The organism is Thermus caldifontis, from assembly GCF_003336745.1.
Lineage (GTDB): Bacteria > Deinococcota > Deinococci > Deinococcales > Thermaceae > Thermus > Thermus caldifontis.
In genome coordinates this window covers 1-19,004 of sequence record NZ_QGMX01000022.1, presented here as the reverse complement: position 1 = coordinate 19,004, position 19,004 = coordinate 1, and the positions used below count along the sequence as shown (strand labels likewise).

Genomic DNA, 19,004 nt, shown 5'->3' with positions numbered 1-19,004 from the left:
CTCAGTTTACGCCGCCAAGGGCTTAAGGCTCTTGTTGATGAGCCACTGCTGCACCAAGCCGATGAGGTTGGAGAGGACCCAGTAGAGGGTCACCCCCGAGGGGAACTGCAGGACCAGGAAGATGAAGATCAGGTTCATGAAAAGGCTTTGCCGGATCAGGTCCTTGTTGCCGTGGGCGGAAAGCCAGGTGGAAAGGAAGGTGGAGGCCACGTAGAGGGCGGGGAGGATGTAGAAGGGGTCGGGGAGGGCCAGGTCGGGAATCCAGAGCAGGCCCTGGCCGAACTCGTAGTTGGCGATCACCTTCCAGAGGATGAAGAGGATGGGCATCTGGATGAAAAGGGGAAGGCAGCCGGCGGCGGGGTTCACCTTGTGCTCCTGGTAGAGCTTCATGGTGGCCTCCGCCCGCTTGTTGGGGTCGTCCTTGTACTTCTCGTTGATCTTCTGGATGAGGGGCTGGAGGCGTTGCATCTCCGCCATGCTCTTGAACTGCTGGTGCATGAGGGGCCAAAGGAGAAGGCGCACCACCAGGGTCAGGAAGAGGATGGCCAGGCCCCAGCTACCCGTATAGCGGAAGGCCACCTCCATGAGCCAGAGGAGGCCCAGGGACAGCTGCCCCCAGATGTTGGGGGAGAAGAGGCCGGGAAGGCCTAGGAGACCCTCCACGTGGAAGCGCACCAGCTCGTTTTGGCCGCCGTAGATCCTTAAGGCTTCCCCGGGAGCCAGGGTGAGGGTGGCCTCCTTACCCACCAGTTTGCCCGAAAGGGGGGCTTGGGCGAAGGCCACCAGGGCATAGCCCGCCTTGGGCTTGGTCTGCCAGGCCAGGTAAACGAGCCCGCCTTCCCCGCTCGGGGTAGGCTCCTTTTGGCCTTCCAGGAGCACCTTGGGGGTTCCTTGGGCGGAAAGCCTTAGGGTGAGGGGGAAATCGGCTTCCACGCTGACCGTGTACCGGCCCTTCTCTATACGATAGGTGAGGGTACCCTTGGCTCCCTGGAAGCGGACGAGAAGGCGGCCATCCTCCACCTGGTACTCCGCCTTTTCCGGGGTGAAGCCCACTGGGGCCACCACCGGTCCGTTGGCGGAGAGGTTGGGGGCCCGGGTGTAGTCGTTAAAGGCCGTGCCCTTGTAGGTCTTGACATACCAGCCCACCACCTGGCCCCCTTGGTCAAAGGCCAGGTCCATGAGGTTGGTGACGGCCACCTTTTCCGGCACCCCGTCCCCGTTTACGTCCTGGTCCTTGAAGCCCGCCTCGAGGGCCAGAGCGCTTAGGCTAAGCAGGAAAAGGAGGGGTAAAAGCCTTTTCATCTTGCCTCCTTCTGGGTCTTGACGGTATCCCTGGGTGGAAAGACCAAGGGCACCGGATCCAGCCCACCGGGGTGCAGGGGATGGCACTTCAGGATGCGCCTGGCGGCCAGGTAGCTACCCCATAGGGCGCCGTGGCGCTCTAGGGCCTCGAGGGCATAGGCGGAACAGGTGGGGTGGAAGCGGCAGGTCTTAGGTTTGAGGGGGGAGAGGAACCTGCGGTATGCCTTAACCAGAAGAATCAGTAGGCCGCGCACGCCGCCTATTGTATCAGCCCGCTCTTCTTGAGGGCGCGGATGAGGTCTTGGAAGAGCTCGGCGTAGGCGGCCCCCCGGGCCTCGGGACTGGCGATCACCAAGAGGTGGGCCTTGGGGAGGTGGAGGCGGCGGAGGATCTCCCTCAGGCGGCGCTTGATGCGGTTGCGCACCACCGCCTTGCCCACCTTCTTGGAGACCACGATCCCCACCCGGAGCTCGGGGGCGGGGAGCCACTTAACGCTTAAAAACCGGCCCCGCCCCATGCGTCCTTGGCGGAGCCTTTGGAATGCCCGGTCGCCCTTTAGGGAAAGGAGTTTACCCCCCGCCTTAGGGGGGGGGTGTCTCAGGCGTTCACCCTGGGGGTGAGGCGCCAGCGGCCCTTCTGCCTTCTCCGCTTCAACACCTTCCTGCCGCCTGGGGTCCTCATGCGGGCCCGGAAGCCGTGGGTTTTGGCCCGCTTCCTCCGGTTGGGTTGCCAGGTCCTTTTCATCCATTTCCCTCCCTGGGGCCTTGGCCCCCAATACCTTAACGAGTGTAGCATAAGAAGGGCAAGCAAGAACCTAACGGTTTTTTGCACATGAGTAGAGGAGCGTTGACATATGCTCTCCTCCCCCTTATACTTCCCCCCAAACGGCTGTTAGGGAGGAGGTCCGTGGCCCAGCTTCTGGTGGAAAATGTCACCCTCACCTTCGGCGGCGTGGCCGCCCTTGCCTCGGTTTCCCTGGCGGTGGAGAAGGGGGAGCTGGTTTCCGTCATCGGCCCCAACGGGGCGGGGAAGACGAGCCTCTTAAACTGCATCTCGGGGTTTTACCACCCCCAGCGAGGACGGATCCTCTTTGAGGGGCATGAGATCACCCGCGCAAGCCCCCACGAGGTTACCCGGAAGGGCATCGCCCGGGCTTTCCAAAACATTGAGCTCTTCTCTGGCCTTACCGTGCTGGAAAACCTCATGCTGGCCCGGCACACCTACCTGGGCTACAACCTGTTCCAGGCGGGGGTGTTTTACGGGAAGGCCCTTCAGAAGGAGGTGGAAAACCGCCGGGTGGTGGAGGAGGTCATCGACTTCATGGAGCTGGAGCCTTACCGCAAGGCCTTGGTGGGCAACCTCCCCTATGGGGTCAGGAAGCGGGTGGAGGTGGCCCGGGCCCTTTCCCTCTCCCCTAAGCTCCTTCTCCTGGACGAGCCCATGGCGGGGATGACCCTCGAGGAAAAGGAGGACATGGTGCGCTTCATCCTGGAGATCCGGGCCCAAGGCACCACGGTGATCCTCATTGAGCACGACCTGTCCGTGGTCATGGACATCTCCGACCGGGTCTACGTGCTGGACTTCGGCCAGGTGATCGCCGAGGGGGCCCCGGAGGAGGTGGCCAGGAATCCCCGGGTCCAGGAGGCCTACCTGGGGGTGGAGGCATGAAGGCCCTAAGGCCCTCCTACGAGATGAAGCGCTACACCCTGCCCCAGCTTCTGCGCCTCAGGGCGGAAAAGGAGGGGGATCGGGTGGCCTTGAGGGAAAAGGACTACGGTATCTGGAACGAGGTCACCTACGCAGAGTATTACGAGAAGGTTCTCCTCTTTGCCCATGGCCTTCTCTCCTTGGGCTTTGAACCGGGGGAGAGGCTGGCCATCATCGCCGACAACATCCCCGAGTGGCTCTATGCGGAGCTTGGGGCCCAGGCGGTGAGGGGGATCAGCGTGGGGGTCTACCAAAGCAGCCTTCCCCCTGAGATCGCCTACATGCTGGGCTACACCGGGGCCAGCTTCGTGCTGGCCGAGGACCAGGAGCAGGTGGACAAGCTCTACGAGATCCGCAGCGAAATCCCCAAGGTCCGCCACGTGATCTACGAGGACCCCAAGGGCATGCGGGGCTACCGGGACCCCTGGCTCCTTTCCTTTGAGGAGGTGTTGGAGCGGGGTCGGGAGCACCGGAGGAGGTATCCGGATGCGGTGGAGAAGTTGCTCCTCGAGGCCAGCCCCGAGGAGGTCTGCCACCTTTCCTCCACCTCCGGCACCACGGGAAGGCCCAAGGCGGCCATGCTCCGCCACCGCAACCTCATCCACATGGGGGTGGCCCTGCAGGAGGTGGACCCCCTTCTCCCTACCGACGACTACCTTTCCTTCCTGCCTTTGGCCTGGATCGGGGAGCAGATGATGTCGGTGGCCATGGCCCTCACAGGGGGCTTCGCCGTCAACTTCCCCGAGGCGGTGGAAACCGCCATGCAGGACCTCAAGGAGATCGGCCCCCACGTGATGTTCAGCCCGCCCAGGGTCTGGGAGAGCATCCAAAGCAGCATCTGGGTGCGCATGTCGGAGTCCTACGCCTTTAACCGCTTTGTCTACGAAAGGCTCCTAAAGATCGGTTACCGGGCGGCGGAGTACCGCATGCGGGGAAAGCCCATGCCCCTGGGGCTACGCCTTTCCTACTGGCTGGCGGAGCAGGTGCTTTTCCGGCCCTTGCGGGACCAGCTGGGCTTCTTGCGCCTGAGGCGGGCCTATACCGGGGGAGCCGCTTTGGGTCCCGATGTGTTTCGCTTCTTCCACGCCATTGGGGTAAACCTGAAGCAGATCTACGGCCAGACGGAGATCATCGGCATCGCCTTCGTCCACCGGGATGGGGATGTGCGCCACGACACCGTGGGCCTGCCCATTCCCGGCACCGAGGTGCGCATCAGCGAGGAGGGGGAGATCCTCTGCCGCTCCGATGCCGTCTGCGCCGGGTACTGGGAGCGCCCCGAGGCCACGGCGGAAACCTTCCGGGAGGGCTGGCTGCACACGGGGGATGCCGGCTACCTCACGGAGGATGGGCACCTGGTGGTGATCGATCGGCTTTCCGATGTGATGCGCACCGAGAAGGGCACGGTGTTCAGCCCCCAGTTTGTGGAGAACAAGCTGAAGTTCTCCCCCTACATCAAGGAGGCGGTGGTCTTCGGCGACCGCAAGCCCTACCTGGCGGCCTTCATCAACATTGATCCCCAGACGGTGGGCAAGTGGGCGGAGGACCGGGGGCTGGCCTACACCACCTACCTGGACCTCTCCTTGAAGCCCGAGGTGGCGGAACTCATCCGCAAAGAGGTGGAGAAGGTGAACGGGGAGCTTCCCGAAGACCTCAAGATCCGCCGCTTCGTCCTCCTTTACAAGCTCCTGGATGCCGACGACGAGGAGCTCACCCGCACCGGCAAGGTGCGCCGGGGCCTCATCGCCAAGAGGTACGCCCCCTTGGTGGAGGCCTTGTACTCCCCCCTCGAGGCGGTGGAGGTGGAGGCGGAATACCGCTACCAGGATGGGACCGTCCAGCGGTTGCGGGCCCAGGTGCCGGTCTTGGACCTAAGGGAGGAGGTGGTGGCGTGAGCTTTTTCCTGCAACTTCTCTTTTCTGGGATTGTGCTGGGCTTGGTCTACGCCCTGGCGGCCCTGGGATTCGTCCTCATCTACAAGGCCAGCCGGGTGGTGAACTTCGCCCAGGGGCAGTTCATCGCCATAGGGGCCTTTTTGGCCTACTGGGCCATGGTGTCCCTGGGGGTTCATTTCCTCCTGGCGGCCGCCTTGGCCCTAGGCCTTACCGCCCTGCTCGGCTTTGGCGTGGAGCGGGTCTTTCTCAAGCGCATGGTGGGTCAGCCCATCATCTCGGTCATCATGGCCACCATCGGCCTGGCCTCCTTGTTGGACGGCCTCATCCACCTCACCCCTTATGGGGCGGGAAACTTTAGCTACCCCAGCTTCCTTCCCGCAGGGGGGGTGACGCTTCTTGGGGTGCAGATCTCCTATGCCCAGCTTTTGGCCGTGGGCTTCACCCTGCTTTTTCTCCTGGCCTTCACCTGGTTCTTCCAGCGTTCCACCCTGGGGGTGGCCATGCGGAGCGTGGCCGACGACCAGATGGCGGCCATGAGCCTGGGGGTATCCGTGGAAAAGGTTTTTGCCCTGGCCTGGGCGGCGGCGGGGCTTACGGCGGCGGCCGCAGGGATGGTGGTGGGGACCATCTCTGGCCTTAACCTGGACGGCCTGGTGCACATCGGCCTTCGGGTCTTCCCCGTGGTGATCCTGGGAGGGCTGGATTCCATCCCGGGGGCGGTGGTGGCGGGGATTCTGATAGGGGTGTTAGAGAACTTGGCGGCGGGGTTCCTGGACCCCTATGTTCCGGGCGGGGGCACCCGGGATGTCTTCCCCTTCCTGGTGCTCCTTCTGGTCCTTTGGTTCAAGCCCCACGGTCTTTTTGGCACGGAGGAGATTGAGCGCGTATGAGAAACCCTTGGGCCCAGACGGGAAACTACCGCGCCTCTTACCGGCAGGACACCAGCATTTTCGCCACCCACCGGGAACTGGTTTCCTTGCTTCTCTTCCTGGGCTTTCTCCTGGTCCTCCCCCTGTTCCTCTCCCGAACCCAGGTCTTCATCCTGGACCTGATCCTGGTGTACAGCATCGCCGTATTGGGTCTCAACATCACCACGGGCTATGCCGGCCTCATCAACATCGGCCAGGCGGCCTTCATGGGGGTGGGGGCCTACACGGCGGCGCTTCTGGCCCCCCAGGGGCTTCCCTTTTGGTTGGTGGTTCCCCTGGGGGGTCTGGTGGCGGCCTTCTTCGGCTTCCTGGTAGGGATCCCTAGCCTCAGGGTCAAGCACCTTTACCTGGCCCTGGCCACCTTAGCCTTCCAGGTGGTCTTTGAGTGGGCCGTGGGGCACCTGCCCCTCCTGAAGCAGGGCGGGGCCATGGACATGCCCCGGGCCAGCTTCCTGGGGTATGAGGCGGGTTTTCGCAACCACTTTCACTTTTGGTACTACGTGGCCTTGGCCACCTTGGTGATCCTGGCCCTTTTCTTCCGCAACCTGCTTCGCACCCGCTACGGGAGGGCTTTGGTGGCGGTGCGGGATAACGACCGGGCTGCCGACGCCATGGGGATGGATCCGGGCCGCACCAAGCTCTTCGCCTTTGCCCTGGGCGCTTTTTACGCCGGGGTGGCGGGGGTGCTTTACGCCTACCTTTCCCGGGCCGTGGTCATAGAGGACTATACCTTTGCGGTTTCCATCAAGCTTTTGGCCATGGCCATCGTGGGGGGGTTGGGTACCCTGGTGGGGAGTTTCCTGGGACCGACTTTCCTGGAGCTTCTGGACGTGAACATGGAGGCGCTTTCCAACCTCATCAAGGCCCTGGGGTTCAGCGTGGCGGGGGTGGACGTGGCCAGCGCCCTTAGGCCCTTGGCCTTTGGCCTCATCATCGTCCTCTTCCTCATGTTTGAGCCTCGAGGGCTTTACAACTGGTGGCGCCTGGTGCGAAGCTACTTCCGCACCTGGCCCTTCAAGTACTAGGCAACCCCCCCTTATGGGGTTGGCAATGGGAGGTGAGCGAGATGCGAAAGGTTTGGTTGGGTCTTGTAGCCATGGCGGGGCTGGCCTTGGGCCAGCAACAGGTGACCATCCTGTGGTCGGGGGCCATCACCGGTCCCACCTCGGATGCGGGGGCTCCTTACGGGGCGGCGGTGGAGGACTACTGCAAGTACGCCAACGAAAGAAAGCTCATCCCCGGGGTGGTGTTGAACTGCTTGGTGAGGGACGACCAGTACAACAACGCCAACACCCAGCGCTTCTTTGAGGAGGCCCTGGACCGGTATAAGATACCTGTTTTCCTCTCCTACGCCACCGGGGCCAACCTGCAGCTTAAGGCCCTGATCCAGGAGGTGAAGGTGCCCACCATTCCCGCCTCCATGCACGTGGAGCTCATTGACGCTCCCAACAACGAGTACTTCTTCATCCCCACCACCACCTACTCCGAGCAGGTGGTGGCCCTTTTGGAGTACATCGCCAAGCAGAAGAAGGGGGCTAAGGTGGCCTTGGTGGTGCATCCCTCGCCCTTTGGCCGGGCCCCGGTGGCCGATGCCCGCAAGGCGGCGGCCCAGCTTGGCCTGCAGATCGTGGACGTGCAGGAGGTGGGGGCGGGGAACCTGGACAATACCGCTCTCTTGAAGCGCTTTGAGGGGGCAGGGGTGGAGTTCATCGTGCACCAGAACGTGGCCGGCCCTGTGGCCAACATCCTCAAGGACGCCAAGCGCCTGGGACTGGACAAGAAGATCAAGCAGCTTGGGGCCCACTACACCGGTGGCCCTGACCTCATCAACCTGGCGGGGGATGCGGCGGAGGGGTTCTTGTGGGTGACGAGCTTTTACATGTACCACGAGGATGCCCCAGGTATTCGCCTGCAAAAGGAGCTGGGGGAGAAGTACAAGCGCCCCCAAAGCATCGTGGAGAGCGTGAACTACACCAACGGCATGCTGGCCACCGCCATTGCCGTGGAGGCCATGCGCCGGGCCCAGGAGCGGTTCAAGCGCATCACCGGAGAGACCGTTTACCAGGCCCTCATCGGCATGAACGGCCCCAACGCCTTTAAGCCTGGCTTTGCCGTTTCCACCAAGCAGGGCATTGAGATTGACTTCACCAAGAGCGAGCACACCGGGGCGGAGGGCTTGAGGATCCTCGAGGCCAAAGGGGGTCGCTTTGTCCCCATCACCGAGCCCTTCACCTCGGCCCTCTTCCGCAAGGTGCACTACGGCAAGTAGCCCGGTAGGCCCGGGGGGCAACCCCCGGGCATTCCTTTCGCCATGAGCCTGAACCCCACACGCCCCGAAGACTTAGGCCCCATCCTCCTCTTGGTCAACAACATCGAGGTGGTCTACCACGACATCATCCAGGTGCTCCGCGGTGTCTCCCTAAAGGTGCCCGAAGGGCGCATCACCGCCCTCTTAGGCCCCAACGGGGCGGGGAAGACCACCACCTTGAGGGCCATCTCCGGCCTCCTCATCCCCGAGGATGGGGAGGTGGTGAGGGGGGAGATCCTCTACCAGGGGAAGCCCATCCATAACCGCCCCCCCGAGGAGATCGTGCGGATGGGGATCGTCCAGGTGCTGGAAGGCCGCCGGGTCTTTAAGCACCTCACGGTGGAGGAAAACCTCTGGGTGGGCACCCTGACCCGAAGGGCCCTGGGCCTAAAGGAGGAAATGGAGCGCATCTACCACTACTTCCCCCGCCTGGCGGACCTCCGCAACCGCTTGGCTGGGTACTGCTCTGGGGGGGAGCAGCAGATGATCGCCATCGGAAGGGCTCTCCTGGCCAAGCCCAAGCTTCTTCTACTGGACGAACCCTCCTTGGGCCTCGCCCCCATTTTGGTGCGGGAGATCTTCGACATCGTGGCCCGGGTGAACGCAGAGGAAGGGGTTACGGTCTTGGTGGTGGAGCAGAATGCCCGGGTGGCCCTTTCCATCGCCCACTACGGCTACATCATGGAAACGGGCCGGATCGTGCTGGAAGGGGACCGGGAATACCTGTTGGAAAACCCCGACGTGCAGGAGTTCTACCTGGGGGTGGCCAAGGGAGGCGGGCGGAAGAGCTTTAAAGAGGTCAAGGCCTACAAGCGGCGAAAGCGGTTCATGTAGCCCGTTTGTGCGCAAGAAGCGCCCTCCTGTAAGGGAAGGCCAGGAAGCCGCCCGGCCCGCTATCATGAGGGGGATGGTGCGCTTTCGTGCCCAGGGGGTGCGCCTGGACCAGGCGGTGGCCGAGGCCTGTGGGGTGAGCCGCAGCCGGGCCCAGGAGTGGATCGCCCAGGGCCGGGTCCAGGTAGGGGAGAGGGTGGTGGAGAAGGCCGCCTACCGCCTTAAAGGGGAGGAGGTTTTGGTCCTCCCCCCGGAGGAAACGCCCTTCGTGCTTCCGGAGGAGCTAGACATTCCCGTGCTGTATGAGGACGAGGACCTCCTGGTCCTCAATAAGCCCGCAGGGCTTCTAACCCACCCGGCTCCCGGGGTCTATTCGGGCACCGTGGTGAACGCCCTTTTAGGCCGGTATTTCCCTCCCGTGGAGGCAAAGCGGCCCGAGCTGGTACGGCCGGGCATCGTGCACCGGCTGGACAAGGATACCAGCGGGGTCATGGTGGTGGCCAAGCACGGGGGGGCCCTCGAGGCCCTGGCCCGGGCCTTCCGCGACCGGTTGGTGATGAAGCGCTACCTGGCCATCACCGAAGGGCATCCCCGGGAAGGGGCCCTCATCGCCCCCATCGGCCGCCATCCCGTGGAGCGGCACAAGATGCATGTTGGGGGGATTGCGCCTCGGTATGCGGAGACCGAGTTCCGCATCCTGGCCACGGCGGGACCTTTGGCCCTGGTGGAGGCCCGGCCCCACACGGGGCGCACCCACCAGATCCGCGTCCACCTGAAGCATTTGAAGGCCCCTATCCTGGGGGATGCCGTCTACGGCCGGGAAAGCCCCCACATCCCGCGCCAAGCCCTGCACGCCTATGAGCTCCGCTTCCCCCACCCCCGCACCGGCCGCATCCTGGAGTTCCAGGCCCCGGTGCCGATGGATATGGTCCAGGCCTGGGAGGCCCTGGGGGGGAGGTGGCCGGAAGGCCTCGAGCGGGAAGGGTACAGGGAGGCGGCGGGGTCCTGAGGGGCAGGGACCCGGCATGGGCCCTAGGCCGTGGCCAGTAGCCCCATCAGCGCCTTTCCAAGCCGCCTGACCCCCTCTTGGATCCTTTCCCGATTCAGGGTGGCGTAGGAAAGCCTCAAGGTGTTCTCCCCGCCCCCATTGGCAAAGAAGGGGCCTCCGGGCACGAAGGCCACGTTCTCCTCGATAGCCCTTTGGAAGAGGGTTTCGGCGGAGAGCCCCTCGGGGAGGGTCATCCACACAAACATCCCCCCCTTGGGCCGGGTGTAGACGACCTCTTGGGGCATCTCCTTTTCCAGGGCCTCCAGCATGGCCAGGGCCTTGGCCCTATAGGTGGCGCGGATCCTTTCCAGGCGCTCGGGGAAGCCCTCCTTCACCAGCTCGTGCACCAGGATCTGGTTGAGGACCGGGGTGTGCAGGTCCACCCCCTGCTTGGCCTGGGTGAGCTTAACGATAACCTCAGGATGGGCCACGGCGAAGGCCACCCTAAGGCCCGGGGCCAGCACTTTGGAGAAGCTACCCAGGTAGATGACCCCGGGATACCCCGCCTCCCGGGAAAGCTCAAAGAGGCTTGGCAGGCGGGTTTCGCCGAAGTAAAGCTCCCGATAGGCGTCGTCCTCCACCACCACCAGGCCCCGTTCCATGACCATCTGCACAAGGCGTTGGCGGGCTTTAAGGGGCATGAGCCCCCCGGAAGGGTTCTGGAAGGAGGGGATGAGGTAGAGGAAACGGGGGCGTTCCCGTTCCAGGACCTCTTCCAAGGCCCCTAGGTCCGGCCCATTCTCCCCTGCCGGCACCGTGAGGAAGCGGGGCCCATAGGCCCGGAAGGCCTGGATGGCCCCCATGTAGCTGGGGGCTTCCAGGAGCAGCGGGCTTCCCTCGTCCAGGAAGACCTTGCCCACCAGGTCCAGGGCCTGCTGGCTTCCCGTGGTGATGAGGACCTCCTCCAGGCTTACCCCAAGCCACTCCGCTACCCATGTTCGCAAGGGGAGGTAGCCCTCGGTAGGCCCATACTGCAGGGCCACCTCGCCCTTTTCCCTGAGGATCTCGGCCGCCTTCGCCGCCGCCTCCTCCTTGGGGAAAAGCTCTGGGGCAGGGAGCCCCCCGGCGAAGCTAAGGATGCCGGGGCGCTGGGTGAGCTTCAATAGCTCGCGGATGGTGGAGGCCTGGATGCGCCCAGCCCTTTCGCCAAAAAGGGTATTCCAGTCCAGGGTTTTCACCTACCCATTTTATCCCTCGCCCCTGGGGTTTTCAGGGAAAGAGCTTCCGGTAGGCCTCGAGGGCGTACCGGTCCGTCATGCCGGCGAGGTAGTCGCACACCGCCCGCTCCAAGCCCACCTGGGGGATTTTGGCCTGCACCTCTTTGGGCAAGGTTTCGGGGTAGCGGGTGTAAGCCTGGAAGAGGCCCTCCAGGACCATCTCGGCTTTTCGCCGTTCCCTCAAGACCTCGGGATGGCGGTAAAACCGCTCCTTAAGAAAGGCCTTAAGCTCCTGGAGGGTCTTTTCCGCCCCAGGGGTGAGGGCGGCCAGGCGTTTGGGATGGCGGCGCACCTCCTCGGCGCTTTGTACCCCGGCCCCTTCCACCTCCTGGTGGGTGGCCCCTATGGCTTCGGTGATGAAAAACCCCAGAAGCTGGCGCACCAGGATGCGGCGGGAAAGCTCGTCAAAACGGAGGAGATCCAACCCTTCTTCCCGGGCCAGTTCCCTTAAGGGGGCCACCTCCGAAAGCTCCTCGGGGCGAAGGAGGCCGCTATGGAGCCCGTCGTCCAGGTCATGGGCCGCGTAGGCGATGGCGTCGGAGAGGTCCACCACCTGGGCCTCGAGGGTGCCCCTGCCCTCGTACTCCGGCTTGAAGCCGGGGGCGTAGGCGGCCTCGTGGGTGGCGATTCCCTCCAGAACCTCATAGGTGAGGTTGAGCCCCGTGAAGCCGGGGTAGCGCACCTCCAGCTGGGTGAGGATCCTGAGGGCGTGGGCGTTGTGCTCAAACCCCCCGTGGCCTTGCATCAGGTCATTCAGGACCTTCTCCCCCGTGTGGCCGAAAGGCGGGTGGCCCAGGTCGTGGGAAAGGGCGATGGCCTCGGTGAGGTCCTCGTTGAGGCCCAAGGCGCGGGCGATGGAACGGGCCACCTGGACCACCTCGAGGGTATGGGTCAGGCGGGTGCGGTAGTAGTCCCCGGCCCAGTTGGGGAAGACCTGGGTCTTGTACTCCAGGCGGCGGAAGGCGGTGGTGTGCAGGATGCGGTCCCGGTCCTTCTGGTAAGGGGTGCGGTAGGGGGACTCGGGCTCCGGGTACTGCCTTCCCCGGGTGTCCCGGGCCTTTTGCGCATAGGGGGCCAGGCGCTGGGCCTCTTCCTCCAGAAGCCTTTCCCGGTCTATTAGCATCTAAACCCGTTTGAAGAGCAGGACGGCGTTTTGCCCGCCGAAGGCAAAGGAGTTGGAGAGGGCGTAGGTCACCTTGGCCTCCCGGGGCTCGGGCACGAAGTCCAGGTCCAGCTCGGGATCGGGGTCCTCCAGGTTGATGGTGGGGGGGATGACCCCGTGGTAGAGGGCTTGCACCGTGGCGATGGCCTCAATGCCGCCGGCGGCCCCCAGGAGGTGGCCGGTCATGCTCTTGGTGCTGGAGACCATAAGCCTTTTGGCGTGCTCCCCAAAGACCTCCTTGATGGCCAGGACCTCCGCCCGATCCCCCACGGGGGTGGAGGTGCCGTGGGCGTTGATGTAGCCCACCGCCTCGGGGTCCACCCTGGCATCCAAGAGGGCGCGGCGCATGGCCAAGGCAGCGCCTTTGCCCTCTGGGTGGGGCTCGGTGATGTGGTGGGCGTCGGCGCTCCGGCCAAACCCCACCACCTCGGCATAGATCCTGGCGCCCCGCCTTTTGGCGTGCTCGTACTCTTCCAGCACCAAGACCCCCGCCCCTTCCCCCATCACGAAGCCATCCCGGCTTAGGGTGAAGGGCCGGCTCGCCTTGGTGGGCTCCTCGTTCCGGGTGGAAAGGGCCCGCATCACGGCGAAGGCCCCGATGGCCATGGGGGTGATGGCGGCCTCCGTGCCCCCAGCGAGGACCACGTCGGCTTCCCCCAGCTGGATCATGCGGAGGGCATTTCCGAGGGCATCCGAGCCCGTGGCGCAGGCGGTGACCGCCGTGGAGCTCGGTCCCATGAAACCATAGCGCATGGCGATGTGGGCCGAGGCCATGTTGGCGATCATCATGGGGATGAAAAAGGGGCTGATGCGGTTTGGGCCCCGCTCCAGGAAGACCTTGCTCTGGGCCTCCCAGGTCTCCATGCCCCCGATGCCCGTGCCCACCAGGGTCCCCACCCGCTCGGGGTCCAGGGCGCTTGTTTCCAGCCCCGCATCCCTAAGGGCCAGCTCGGCGGCGATCAGGGCGTACTGGACGAAGCGGTCCAACCGCCGGAGTTCCTTTTTGTCTATGAACGCCTCCGGATTGACGTCCACCTCGGCGGCGATGCGCACCGGCAAGGCGGAGGCATCAAAGCGGGTGATGGGGCGCACCCCGCTTCGGCCTTCCAGCTGGGCTTTGTGGTAGGCTTCGGCCCCCACGCCGATGGGGGTTAAGGGGCCTAGGCCGGTGATGACCACGCGTCGCATGGGGGTAGTATACCGAAAGGAGCCCGGGAAAAAAGGAAAGGGCGCATGCATGCGCCCTCCTTGAGGCTACCCGTTCTCTCCCCTCTCCCGTAGGTGTCCGAGAGCGTGGCCTAGGGATTTGCCGGGGCCCCCACCTTGGCAACAGCCAAAGAGGGGTGGTGTAAGGCCTTAACCCAGCTTGGCCTGGATGTAGGTCACCGCATCCTTCACGGTGCGGATCTTTTCCGCCTCCTCGTCGGAGATCTCCAGGCCGAACTCGTCCTCCAGGCCCATGATCAGCTCCACGGTGTCCAGGCTGTCCGCCCCCAGGTCCTCGATGAAGCGGGCCTCGAGGGTGATCTTCTCCGGTTCCGCCGAGAGCTTTTCCGCGATAACCGCCTTGACCTTTTCAAAGATTTCCTGCTCCGTCATGAAAACCTCCCTCGGGGATTTTACCACGGGGTCTAGCCCCGGGCCTGGCCCCCTCAATGGGGGGTGAGCCCCCCGTCCACGCATAGGGTCTGGCCGGTGATGTACCCGGCGGCCTCGGAGACCAGGAAGGCCACGGCCTCGGCCACCTCCTCGGGGCGGCCGAAGCGCCCCGCAGGGATGCTCTTCAGGTAGGCCTCCCGCACCTCCGGCGGGAGCTTTTCCGTCATCTCCGTTTCGATGAACCCAGGGGCCACGGCGTTCACCGTGATCCCCCTGGCGGCGTACTCCTTGGCCACCGCCCGGGTGAAGCCGATGAGCCCTGCCTTGGAGGCCACGTAGTTGGCCTGGCCGGGGTTGCCCAGGATGCCCACCACGCTGGTGATGTTCACGATGCGCCCGAAGCGGGCCTTCATCATGAGCTTGATGGCCTCGCGGGTGGTGCGGAAGACCGCGGAGAGGTTGGCCTCGAGGACCGCCTCCCAGTCCTCATCCTTCATGCGGATGAGGAGGGTATCCCGGGTGATGCCGGCGTTGTTCACCAGGGTGTCCAGCCCCCCCAGGATCTCCGCTGCCGCGTGGACCAGGCCTGTGGCGGCCTCCGCCTCCAGGAGGTTGGCCCCCAAAACCCCCACCAGGGGGCTTCCCAGCCTCCTGGCCTCCTCCGCCACCTCCTCCGCCTTCTGTCGGTTCTGGCCGTAGTGGATCACCAAGGCGTAGCCTTCCTTGGCCAGCCTCAGGGCGATGGCCCGGCCGATGCCCCGGCTGGCCCCCGTCACCAGTGCCTTACGCATCCTCCACCTCCAACGCTTTCCTTACCCCTTCCGGGTCCCCCACGGAAAGGGCCTGGGCTTCCTTCAGGGTGCGGGCCACCAGGCCCTTGAGCACCTCGCCGCTACCAAACTCCAAAAAGCGCCGGATGCCCCTCCCTTCCATATCCCTTAGGATCTCCACCCAGCGTACCGGGGCGGTGATCTGCTCCAGGAGAAGCGCACGGATGCGCTCGGGGTCCTCCTCGGGGCTGGCGGTCACGTTGGAGTAAACGGGAAAGCGGGGTTTCCTCAGGGCCACCTGGGCCAGGTCCCGGGCCAGGCGTTCCTTGGCGGAAGCCATCAGGGAGGAGTGGAAGGGGGCGGAGACCGGCAGGAAGACCACCCGGGCCCGCTTTTCCTTTAACCTTTCCGCCGCCTCTTCCACCGCCCCCTTCTCGCCGGAGATCACCGTCTGCTCGGGGGCATTGAGGTTGGCGATCTCCACCCCCTCTAGCCCCGCCAAGGCCTCCTGGATGGCCTTGAGGGGAAGCTTTAGGATGGCGGCCATGGCCCCCTTTCCTGGGGGTACGGCCTCCTGCATGTACCGGCCCCTGAGGCGCACCAGCCTCAGGGCATCCTCCAGCTCCAGGGTGCCTGCGGCCACGTGGGCGGTCCATTCCCCCAGGGAATGGCCTGCGGCCAGAAGGGGTTCCTTCCCCCCGGCCTCCAGAAAGGCCCGGTAGGCGGCGTAGCCCACCGCCAGGAGGGCGGGTTGCTGGTTTTCCGTGAGGGTGAGGGCTTCCTCGGGGCCTTCCCACATGAGGGCAAGAAGCCCGGGCAAGGTGGCCTCGGCCCGGTCCAGCACCTCTTTGGCGGCGGGAGAGGCCTCGTAGAGGGCCCTTCCCATACCCACCCGCTGGGAGCCTTGGCCCGGAAAGAGGGCGGCGTACATCAGGCTCCCCCCCAGGTGAGTACCGCCGCAGCCCAGGTGAGCCCGGCCCCAAAGGAAACCAGGAGCACGTGATCCCCTTCTTGGATCCGGCCGTCGTCCACCGCCTCCTTAAGGGCTAAGGGGATGGAGGCGGTGGAGGTGTTGCCGTAGCGGTCCACGTTCACCACCACCCGCTCCCAGGGAAGGCCCAGGCGCTCCCGGGCGGCGTCAATGATCCTGAGGTTCGCCTGGTGGGGCACGAAGACCTTGATGTCTTCGGGGGTGAGGCCGGCTTTCTCTATGGCCTCGAGGGTGGCGGTGTTCATCACCCGCACGGCGAACTTGAAGACCTCCCGCCCATTCATGTAGAGGCGGTTACGCATGGAGGTTCCGTCGGGAAGCCTAGGGGCCACGCAGGCATGGTAGAGCTCCTTGGCCCCGCTGCCGTCCGCCCCCAGCACGAAGGAGCGGAAGCCGAAGCCTTCCCGCACCCTTCCCACCACCGCCGCGCCCCCGGCGTCCCCGAAGAGGACTGCGGTGGCCCGGTCGTTCCAGTCCAGGATCTTGGAAAGCGCCTCGGCTCCCACCACCAGGACCTTCCGGGCCAGGCCCGCCTCCACCAGGGCGTGGGCTTGGGCTAGGGCGTAAAGCCATCCTGGGCAGCCCGCCAACAGATCGTAGGCGAAGCCCTGGATGCCGAAGCGGGCCTGGACTAAGGCGGCGGTGTCGGGGAAGAGGGCATCGGGGGTGTTGGTGGCCACGATGACCCCGTCCACCCCTGCCAAAGCCCCCGGGTGCCGCTTGAGGAGGTCCTCCACCGCCTGGAAGGCCAGGTCCGAGGTGTACTCGTCCTCGGCGGCGATGCGCCGTTCCCGGATGCCGGTGCGGGTCACGATCCACTCGTCCGAGGTGTCCAGATAGGCCTCAAACTCCTCGTTCTTCATGACCCTCTTGGGGACGTAAGCCCCCAGGGCCAGGATGCCGCTCATGCCTGACCTCCCGTCATGGGCACCACTATACCCACTGGCAGTGAAAAAAGTTGAGGCCCCAGGTTCCGGGGCCCCTTATCTTGACCCGGTCTAGACTTCTAGAACCTTGCGCCCGTCGTAGTAGCCGCACTCCGGGCAGACGGTGTGCGGGGGCTTCATCGCCTTGCACTCGGGGCAGGGAACCAGGGTCGGGGGGGTCAGGGCATGGTGGCTCCTACGGGCATCGCGCCGCGCCTTAGAGGTCTTCTTCTTGGGTACAGGGTGCTTGGCCATCTCCAGTCCTCCAGGGGGGCATGGCCCCCGCTAAACCCCTGGTAGTATAGCAGACCCGCTAGAGTTCGGGAAGGAGGTCCTTAAGGCCCAAGAAGGGGTGGTGGACCTCCGGCTCGTGGCCGCAGTCCACCAGGTTGCGGTCCGCCCCACACACGGGGCAGAGGCCCTTGCACCCCTCCTGGCAGAGGACGGTATAGGGCATCTCCGTGACGAAGGCCTCGGTGAGGAAGGGAAGAAGGTCCAGGTCGGGCTCGCCAAAGGTGTAGTACTCCTCCTCCGCCTCCTCGTGGAAGACCACCTTGCCCAGGCCCTGCTGGTAGCGCAAAAGGTGCTGGAAGTGGGCGTGGATGGGGGTAGGGGTGGGCTTGAGGCAGCGGCGGCACTCCATGAGGGCCACGCCCTCCACCTCACCCGAAAGCCAGTACTCGTCCCCGCCCACGGCGGAAACCGCCACCTTCCAGGTGGCCTCGCCTTCCAAGGGGAAGCGCTCCTCGCCTACCCAAAAGGCTTCCTGCACCACGCCTGTGGCGCGAACCGTTCCTCCTTCTCGCAAGAGGCGGGCCAGATTGATGCTTGCCACCTCGCGGTATTCCATCCTTCTAAGTATAGCGCTCCCCCCTCCTTTCTCCTAGTAGGGGAGGCATAAAGTTCCCAAGCGGTGTATGGGGTTTTCTGCTACCATGCCCCCCATGGAGCGGGTGGCCATCCTAGGAGTGCCCATGGACTTGGGTGCGGGGCGGCGTGGGGTGGACATGGGGCCTTCCGCTTTGCGCTACGCCCGGCTTGCGGAGGAGCTGGAGGGCTTAGGGTTTTGGGTGGAGGACCTGGGCGATGTAGGGGTGCCCCTGGCGGAAACCCTAAGGAAAGGGAGAACCCATGGGAATGGCCAGACCTACCTGGAGGAGATCCGCCAGGCGGCCCTCGAGCTTAAAGAAAGGCTCCGCTCCTTGCCAGAAGGGGTGTTCCCCATCGTCTTGGGTGGGGACCATTCCCTGAGCATGGGCTCGATAAGCGGGGTGGCCCAGCAGCCCCTAGGGGTGGTCTGGGTGGACGCCCACGCGGACTTCAACACCCCGGAAACCAGCCCCAGTGGCAACATCCACGGCATGCCCCTGGCGGTGCTCTGCGGCCTGGGGCATCCCCGCCTGACCGAGGCCTTCCAGGCGGTGGACCCCAAGCGGGTGGTCCTAGTGGGGGTAAGGAGCGTAGACCCTGGCGAAAAGCGCCTTCTGAAGGAGTTGGGGGTTACCGTGTACACCATGCACGAGGTGGACCGCCTGGGGGTGGCCCGCATCGCCGAGGAGGTTTTGGAAGGGCTTGCTGGCCTGCCCCTGCACGTGTCCCTGGACGCCGACGTCCTGGACCCCACCCTGGCGCCCGGGGTGGGGACCCCGGTCCCGGGGGGGCTTTCCTACCGGGAGGCCCACCTCTTCATGGAGATCCTGGCCCATTCGGGCCGGGTGCGAAGCCTGGACCTGGTGGAGGTGAACCCCATTTTGGACGAGCGCAACCGCACGGCGGAGATGATGGTGGGGTTGGCGTTAAGCCTCCTGGGAAAACGTATTCTTTAAGGATTGACACCAGGGTTAACGTGAGCTAGAGTAGCTCCATGAAAGCTCGCTGGTGGTTGGGATTCCTCCTCCTGTTCCTGGCTTTGGCAGGCTACCTGGCCCTTTCGCCTTACGTTGCCCTCCGGGGGCTCCAGGGGGCCATTGAGCGCCGGGATGCGGCGGCCCTGGAGCGGTACGTGGACTTCTCCCGGGTTAGGGAAGGCCTCAAGGCGGATCTCCATGCCGCCATGGTTAAGGAACTGGAGAAGGCCCAGGAGGATCCCTTTGCGGCTTTGGGGCTCCTCCTCGCCGGGGGCTTGATCGAGGCCCTGGTGGAGGTCCTGCTTACGCCCGAGGGTCTTGCCAGTTTGGGCACGGGGAAAGACCCCGGGGAGGCCGGTCTGGAAGAGGTGCGCCAATGGCGGCTCAGATGGCAGGGGCTATCCCGGGTTTTTATTCCTTCGTTTGCTACTTGACACCACTAGCAGACATGAGAGATAAGGGGGGTGCCATGCGC

At 64.7% G+C, this 19,004-nt stretch carries 22 protein-coding genes; 9 read left to right on the top strand and 13 right to left on the bottom strand.

What is annotated here, in order from left to right:
• Positions 1-6: 6 nt before the first annotated feature.
• The 4 genes from DK874_RS10675 to rpmH form a co-directional block, all read right to left on the bottom strand.
• Entirely contained in the window at positions 7-1,302 is a 1,296-nt protein-coding gene (locus DK874_RS10675) for a YidC/Oxa1 family membrane protein insertase (protein ID WP_114314008.1), read from the bottom strand.
• A complete protein-coding gene (yidD, locus tag DK874_RS10670) occupies positions 1,299-1,556 on the bottom strand; it encodes a membrane protein insertion efficiency factor YidD (RefSeq protein ID WP_114314007.1) in 258 nt (85 codons plus the stop codon). The genes DK874_RS10675 and yidD overlap by 4 nt, the downstream gene beginning before the upstream one ends.
• Before the next feature lie 5 nt (positions 1,557-1,561).
• A complete protein-coding gene (gene rnpA, locus DK874_RS10665) occupies positions 1,562-1,819 on the bottom strand; it encodes a ribonuclease P protein component (protein WP_240307659.1) in 258 nt (85 codons plus the stop codon).
• Positions 1,820-1,899: 80 nt separating this feature from the next.
• Positions 1,900-2,046, bottom strand: a complete 147-nt coding sequence (gene rpmH, locus DK874_RS10660) for a 50S ribosomal protein L34 (protein ID WP_015716485.1) — start codon at positions 2,044-2,046, stop codon at positions 1,900-1,902.
• A gap of 162 nt (positions 2,047-2,208) precedes the next feature.
• On the opposite strand from rpmH, the gene DK874_RS10655 reads away from it, so the two are divergent.
• From DK874_RS10655 to DK874_RS10625, 7 genes are all read left to right on the top strand, one after another.
• On the top strand, positions 2,209-2,970 hold the full coding sequence (locus DK874_RS10655) for an ABC transporter ATP-binding protein (RefSeq protein ID WP_114314006.1): 762 nt from the start codon (positions 2,209-2,211) through the stop codon (positions 2,968-2,970).
• Positions 2,967-4,901, top strand: a complete 1,935-nt coding sequence (locus DK874_RS10650; protein WP_114314005.1) for a long-chain fatty acid--CoA ligase — start codon at positions 2,967-2,969, stop codon at positions 4,899-4,901. The genes DK874_RS10655 and DK874_RS10650 overlap by 4 nt, the downstream gene beginning before the upstream one ends.
• The gene (locus DK874_RS10645) at positions 4,898-5,791 is read left to right on the top strand and encodes a branched-chain amino acid ABC transporter permease (RefSeq protein WP_114314004.1); all 894 of its coding nucleotides are present in this window, start codon (positions 4,898-4,900) and stop codon (positions 5,789-5,791) included. The genes DK874_RS10650 and DK874_RS10645 overlap by 4 nt, the downstream gene beginning before the upstream one ends.
• Positions 5,788-6,855, top strand: coding sequence for a branched-chain amino acid ABC transporter permease (locus tag DK874_RS10640; RefSeq protein WP_114314003.1), 1,068 nt, complete (start codon positions 5,788-5,790; stop codon positions 6,853-6,855). The genes DK874_RS10645 and DK874_RS10640 overlap by 4 nt, the downstream gene beginning before the upstream one ends.
• Before the next feature lie 41 nt (positions 6,856-6,896).
• Positions 6,897-8,099, top strand: coding sequence for an ABC transporter substrate-binding protein (locus DK874_RS10635; protein ID WP_114314002.1), 1,203 nt, complete (start codon positions 6,897-6,899; stop codon positions 8,097-8,099).
• A gap of 42 nt (positions 8,100-8,141) precedes the next feature.
• Positions 8,142-8,972 (top strand): ABC transporter ATP-binding protein, encoded by an 831-nt coding sequence (locus tag DK874_RS10630; RefSeq protein WP_114314001.1) that lies wholly within the window; start codon positions 8,142-8,144, stop codon positions 8,970-8,972.
• 73 nt (positions 8,973-9,045) lie between these two features.
• On the top strand, positions 9,046-9,978 hold the full coding sequence (locus tag DK874_RS10625) for an RluA family pseudouridine synthase (protein ID WP_114314031.1): 933 nt from the start codon (positions 9,046-9,048) through the stop codon (positions 9,976-9,978).
• Positions 9,979-10,001: 23 nt separating this feature from the next.
• Here DK874_RS10625 and lysN read toward each other — a convergent pair whose 3' ends face one another.
• The 9 genes from lysN to DK874_RS10580 all read right to left on the bottom strand — a co-directional run bounded on the left by lysN (position 10,002) and on the right by DK874_RS10580 (position 17,532).
• Positions 10,002-11,195, bottom strand: coding sequence for a 2-aminoadipate transaminase (gene lysN, locus DK874_RS10620; protein WP_114314000.1), 1,194 nt, complete (start codon positions 11,193-11,195; stop codon positions 10,002-10,004).
• Between the two features lie 31 nt (positions 11,196-11,226).
• On the bottom strand, positions 11,227-12,357 hold the full coding sequence (locus DK874_RS10615) for a deoxyguanosinetriphosphate triphosphohydrolase (protein WP_114313999.1): 1,131 nt from the start codon (positions 12,355-12,357) through the stop codon (positions 11,227-11,229).
• Positions 12,358-13,584, bottom strand: coding sequence for a beta-ketoacyl-ACP synthase II (gene fabF / locus DK874_RS10610; protein WP_114314030.1), 1,227 nt, complete (start codon positions 13,582-13,584; stop codon positions 12,358-12,360).
• A gap of 168 nt (positions 13,585-13,752) precedes the next feature.
• Positions 13,753-13,995, bottom strand: coding sequence for an acyl carrier protein (gene acpP, locus DK874_RS10605; protein ID WP_114313998.1), 243 nt, complete (start codon positions 13,993-13,995; stop codon positions 13,753-13,755).
• Positions 13,996-14,048: 53 nt separating this feature from the next.
• Positions 14,049-14,786: a 3-oxoacyl-[acyl-carrier-protein] reductase gene (gene fabG, locus DK874_RS10600; RefSeq protein ID WP_114313997.1), complete on the bottom strand. Its 738-nt coding sequence runs from the start codon at positions 14,784-14,786 to the stop codon at positions 14,049-14,051.
• A complete protein-coding gene (fabD, locus tag DK874_RS10595; protein ID WP_114313996.1) occupies positions 14,779-15,696 on the bottom strand; it encodes an ACP S-malonyltransferase in 918 nt (305 codons plus the stop codon). The genes fabG and fabD overlap by 8 nt, the downstream gene beginning before the upstream one ends.
• On the bottom strand, positions 15,696-16,664 hold the full coding sequence (locus DK874_RS10590; protein WP_114313995.1) for a beta-ketoacyl-ACP synthase III: 969 nt from the start codon (positions 16,662-16,664) through the stop codon (positions 15,696-15,698). The genes fabD and DK874_RS10590 overlap by 1 nt, the downstream gene beginning before the upstream one ends.
• Positions 16,665-16,754: 90 nt before the next feature.
• Positions 16,755-16,937: a 50S ribosomal protein L32 gene (rpmF, locus tag DK874_RS10585; protein WP_015716502.1), complete on the bottom strand. Its 183-nt coding sequence runs from the start codon at positions 16,935-16,937 to the stop codon at positions 16,755-16,757.
• Between the two features lie 58 nt (positions 16,938-16,995).
• Positions 16,996-17,532 (bottom strand): YceD family protein, encoded by a 537-nt coding sequence (locus DK874_RS10580; protein WP_114313994.1) that lies wholly within the window; start codon positions 17,530-17,532, stop codon positions 16,996-16,998.
• 85 nt (positions 17,533-17,617) lie between these two features.
• On the opposite strand from DK874_RS10580, the gene rocF reads away from it, so the two are divergent.
• Positions 17,618-18,508 carry an arginase gene (rocF, locus tag DK874_RS10575; RefSeq protein WP_162798784.1) on the top strand — a complete coding sequence of 297 codons (891 nt, stop codon included), beginning with the start codon at positions 17,618-17,620 and terminating at the stop codon, positions 18,506-18,508.
• Positions 18,509-18,546: 38 nt separating this feature from the next.
• A complete protein-coding gene (locus DK874_RS10570; protein ID WP_114313993.1) occupies positions 18,547-18,963 on the top strand; it encodes a DUF2939 domain-containing protein in 417 nt (138 codons plus the stop codon).
• The last annotated feature ends 41 nt before the right edge of the window (positions 18,964-19,004 follow it).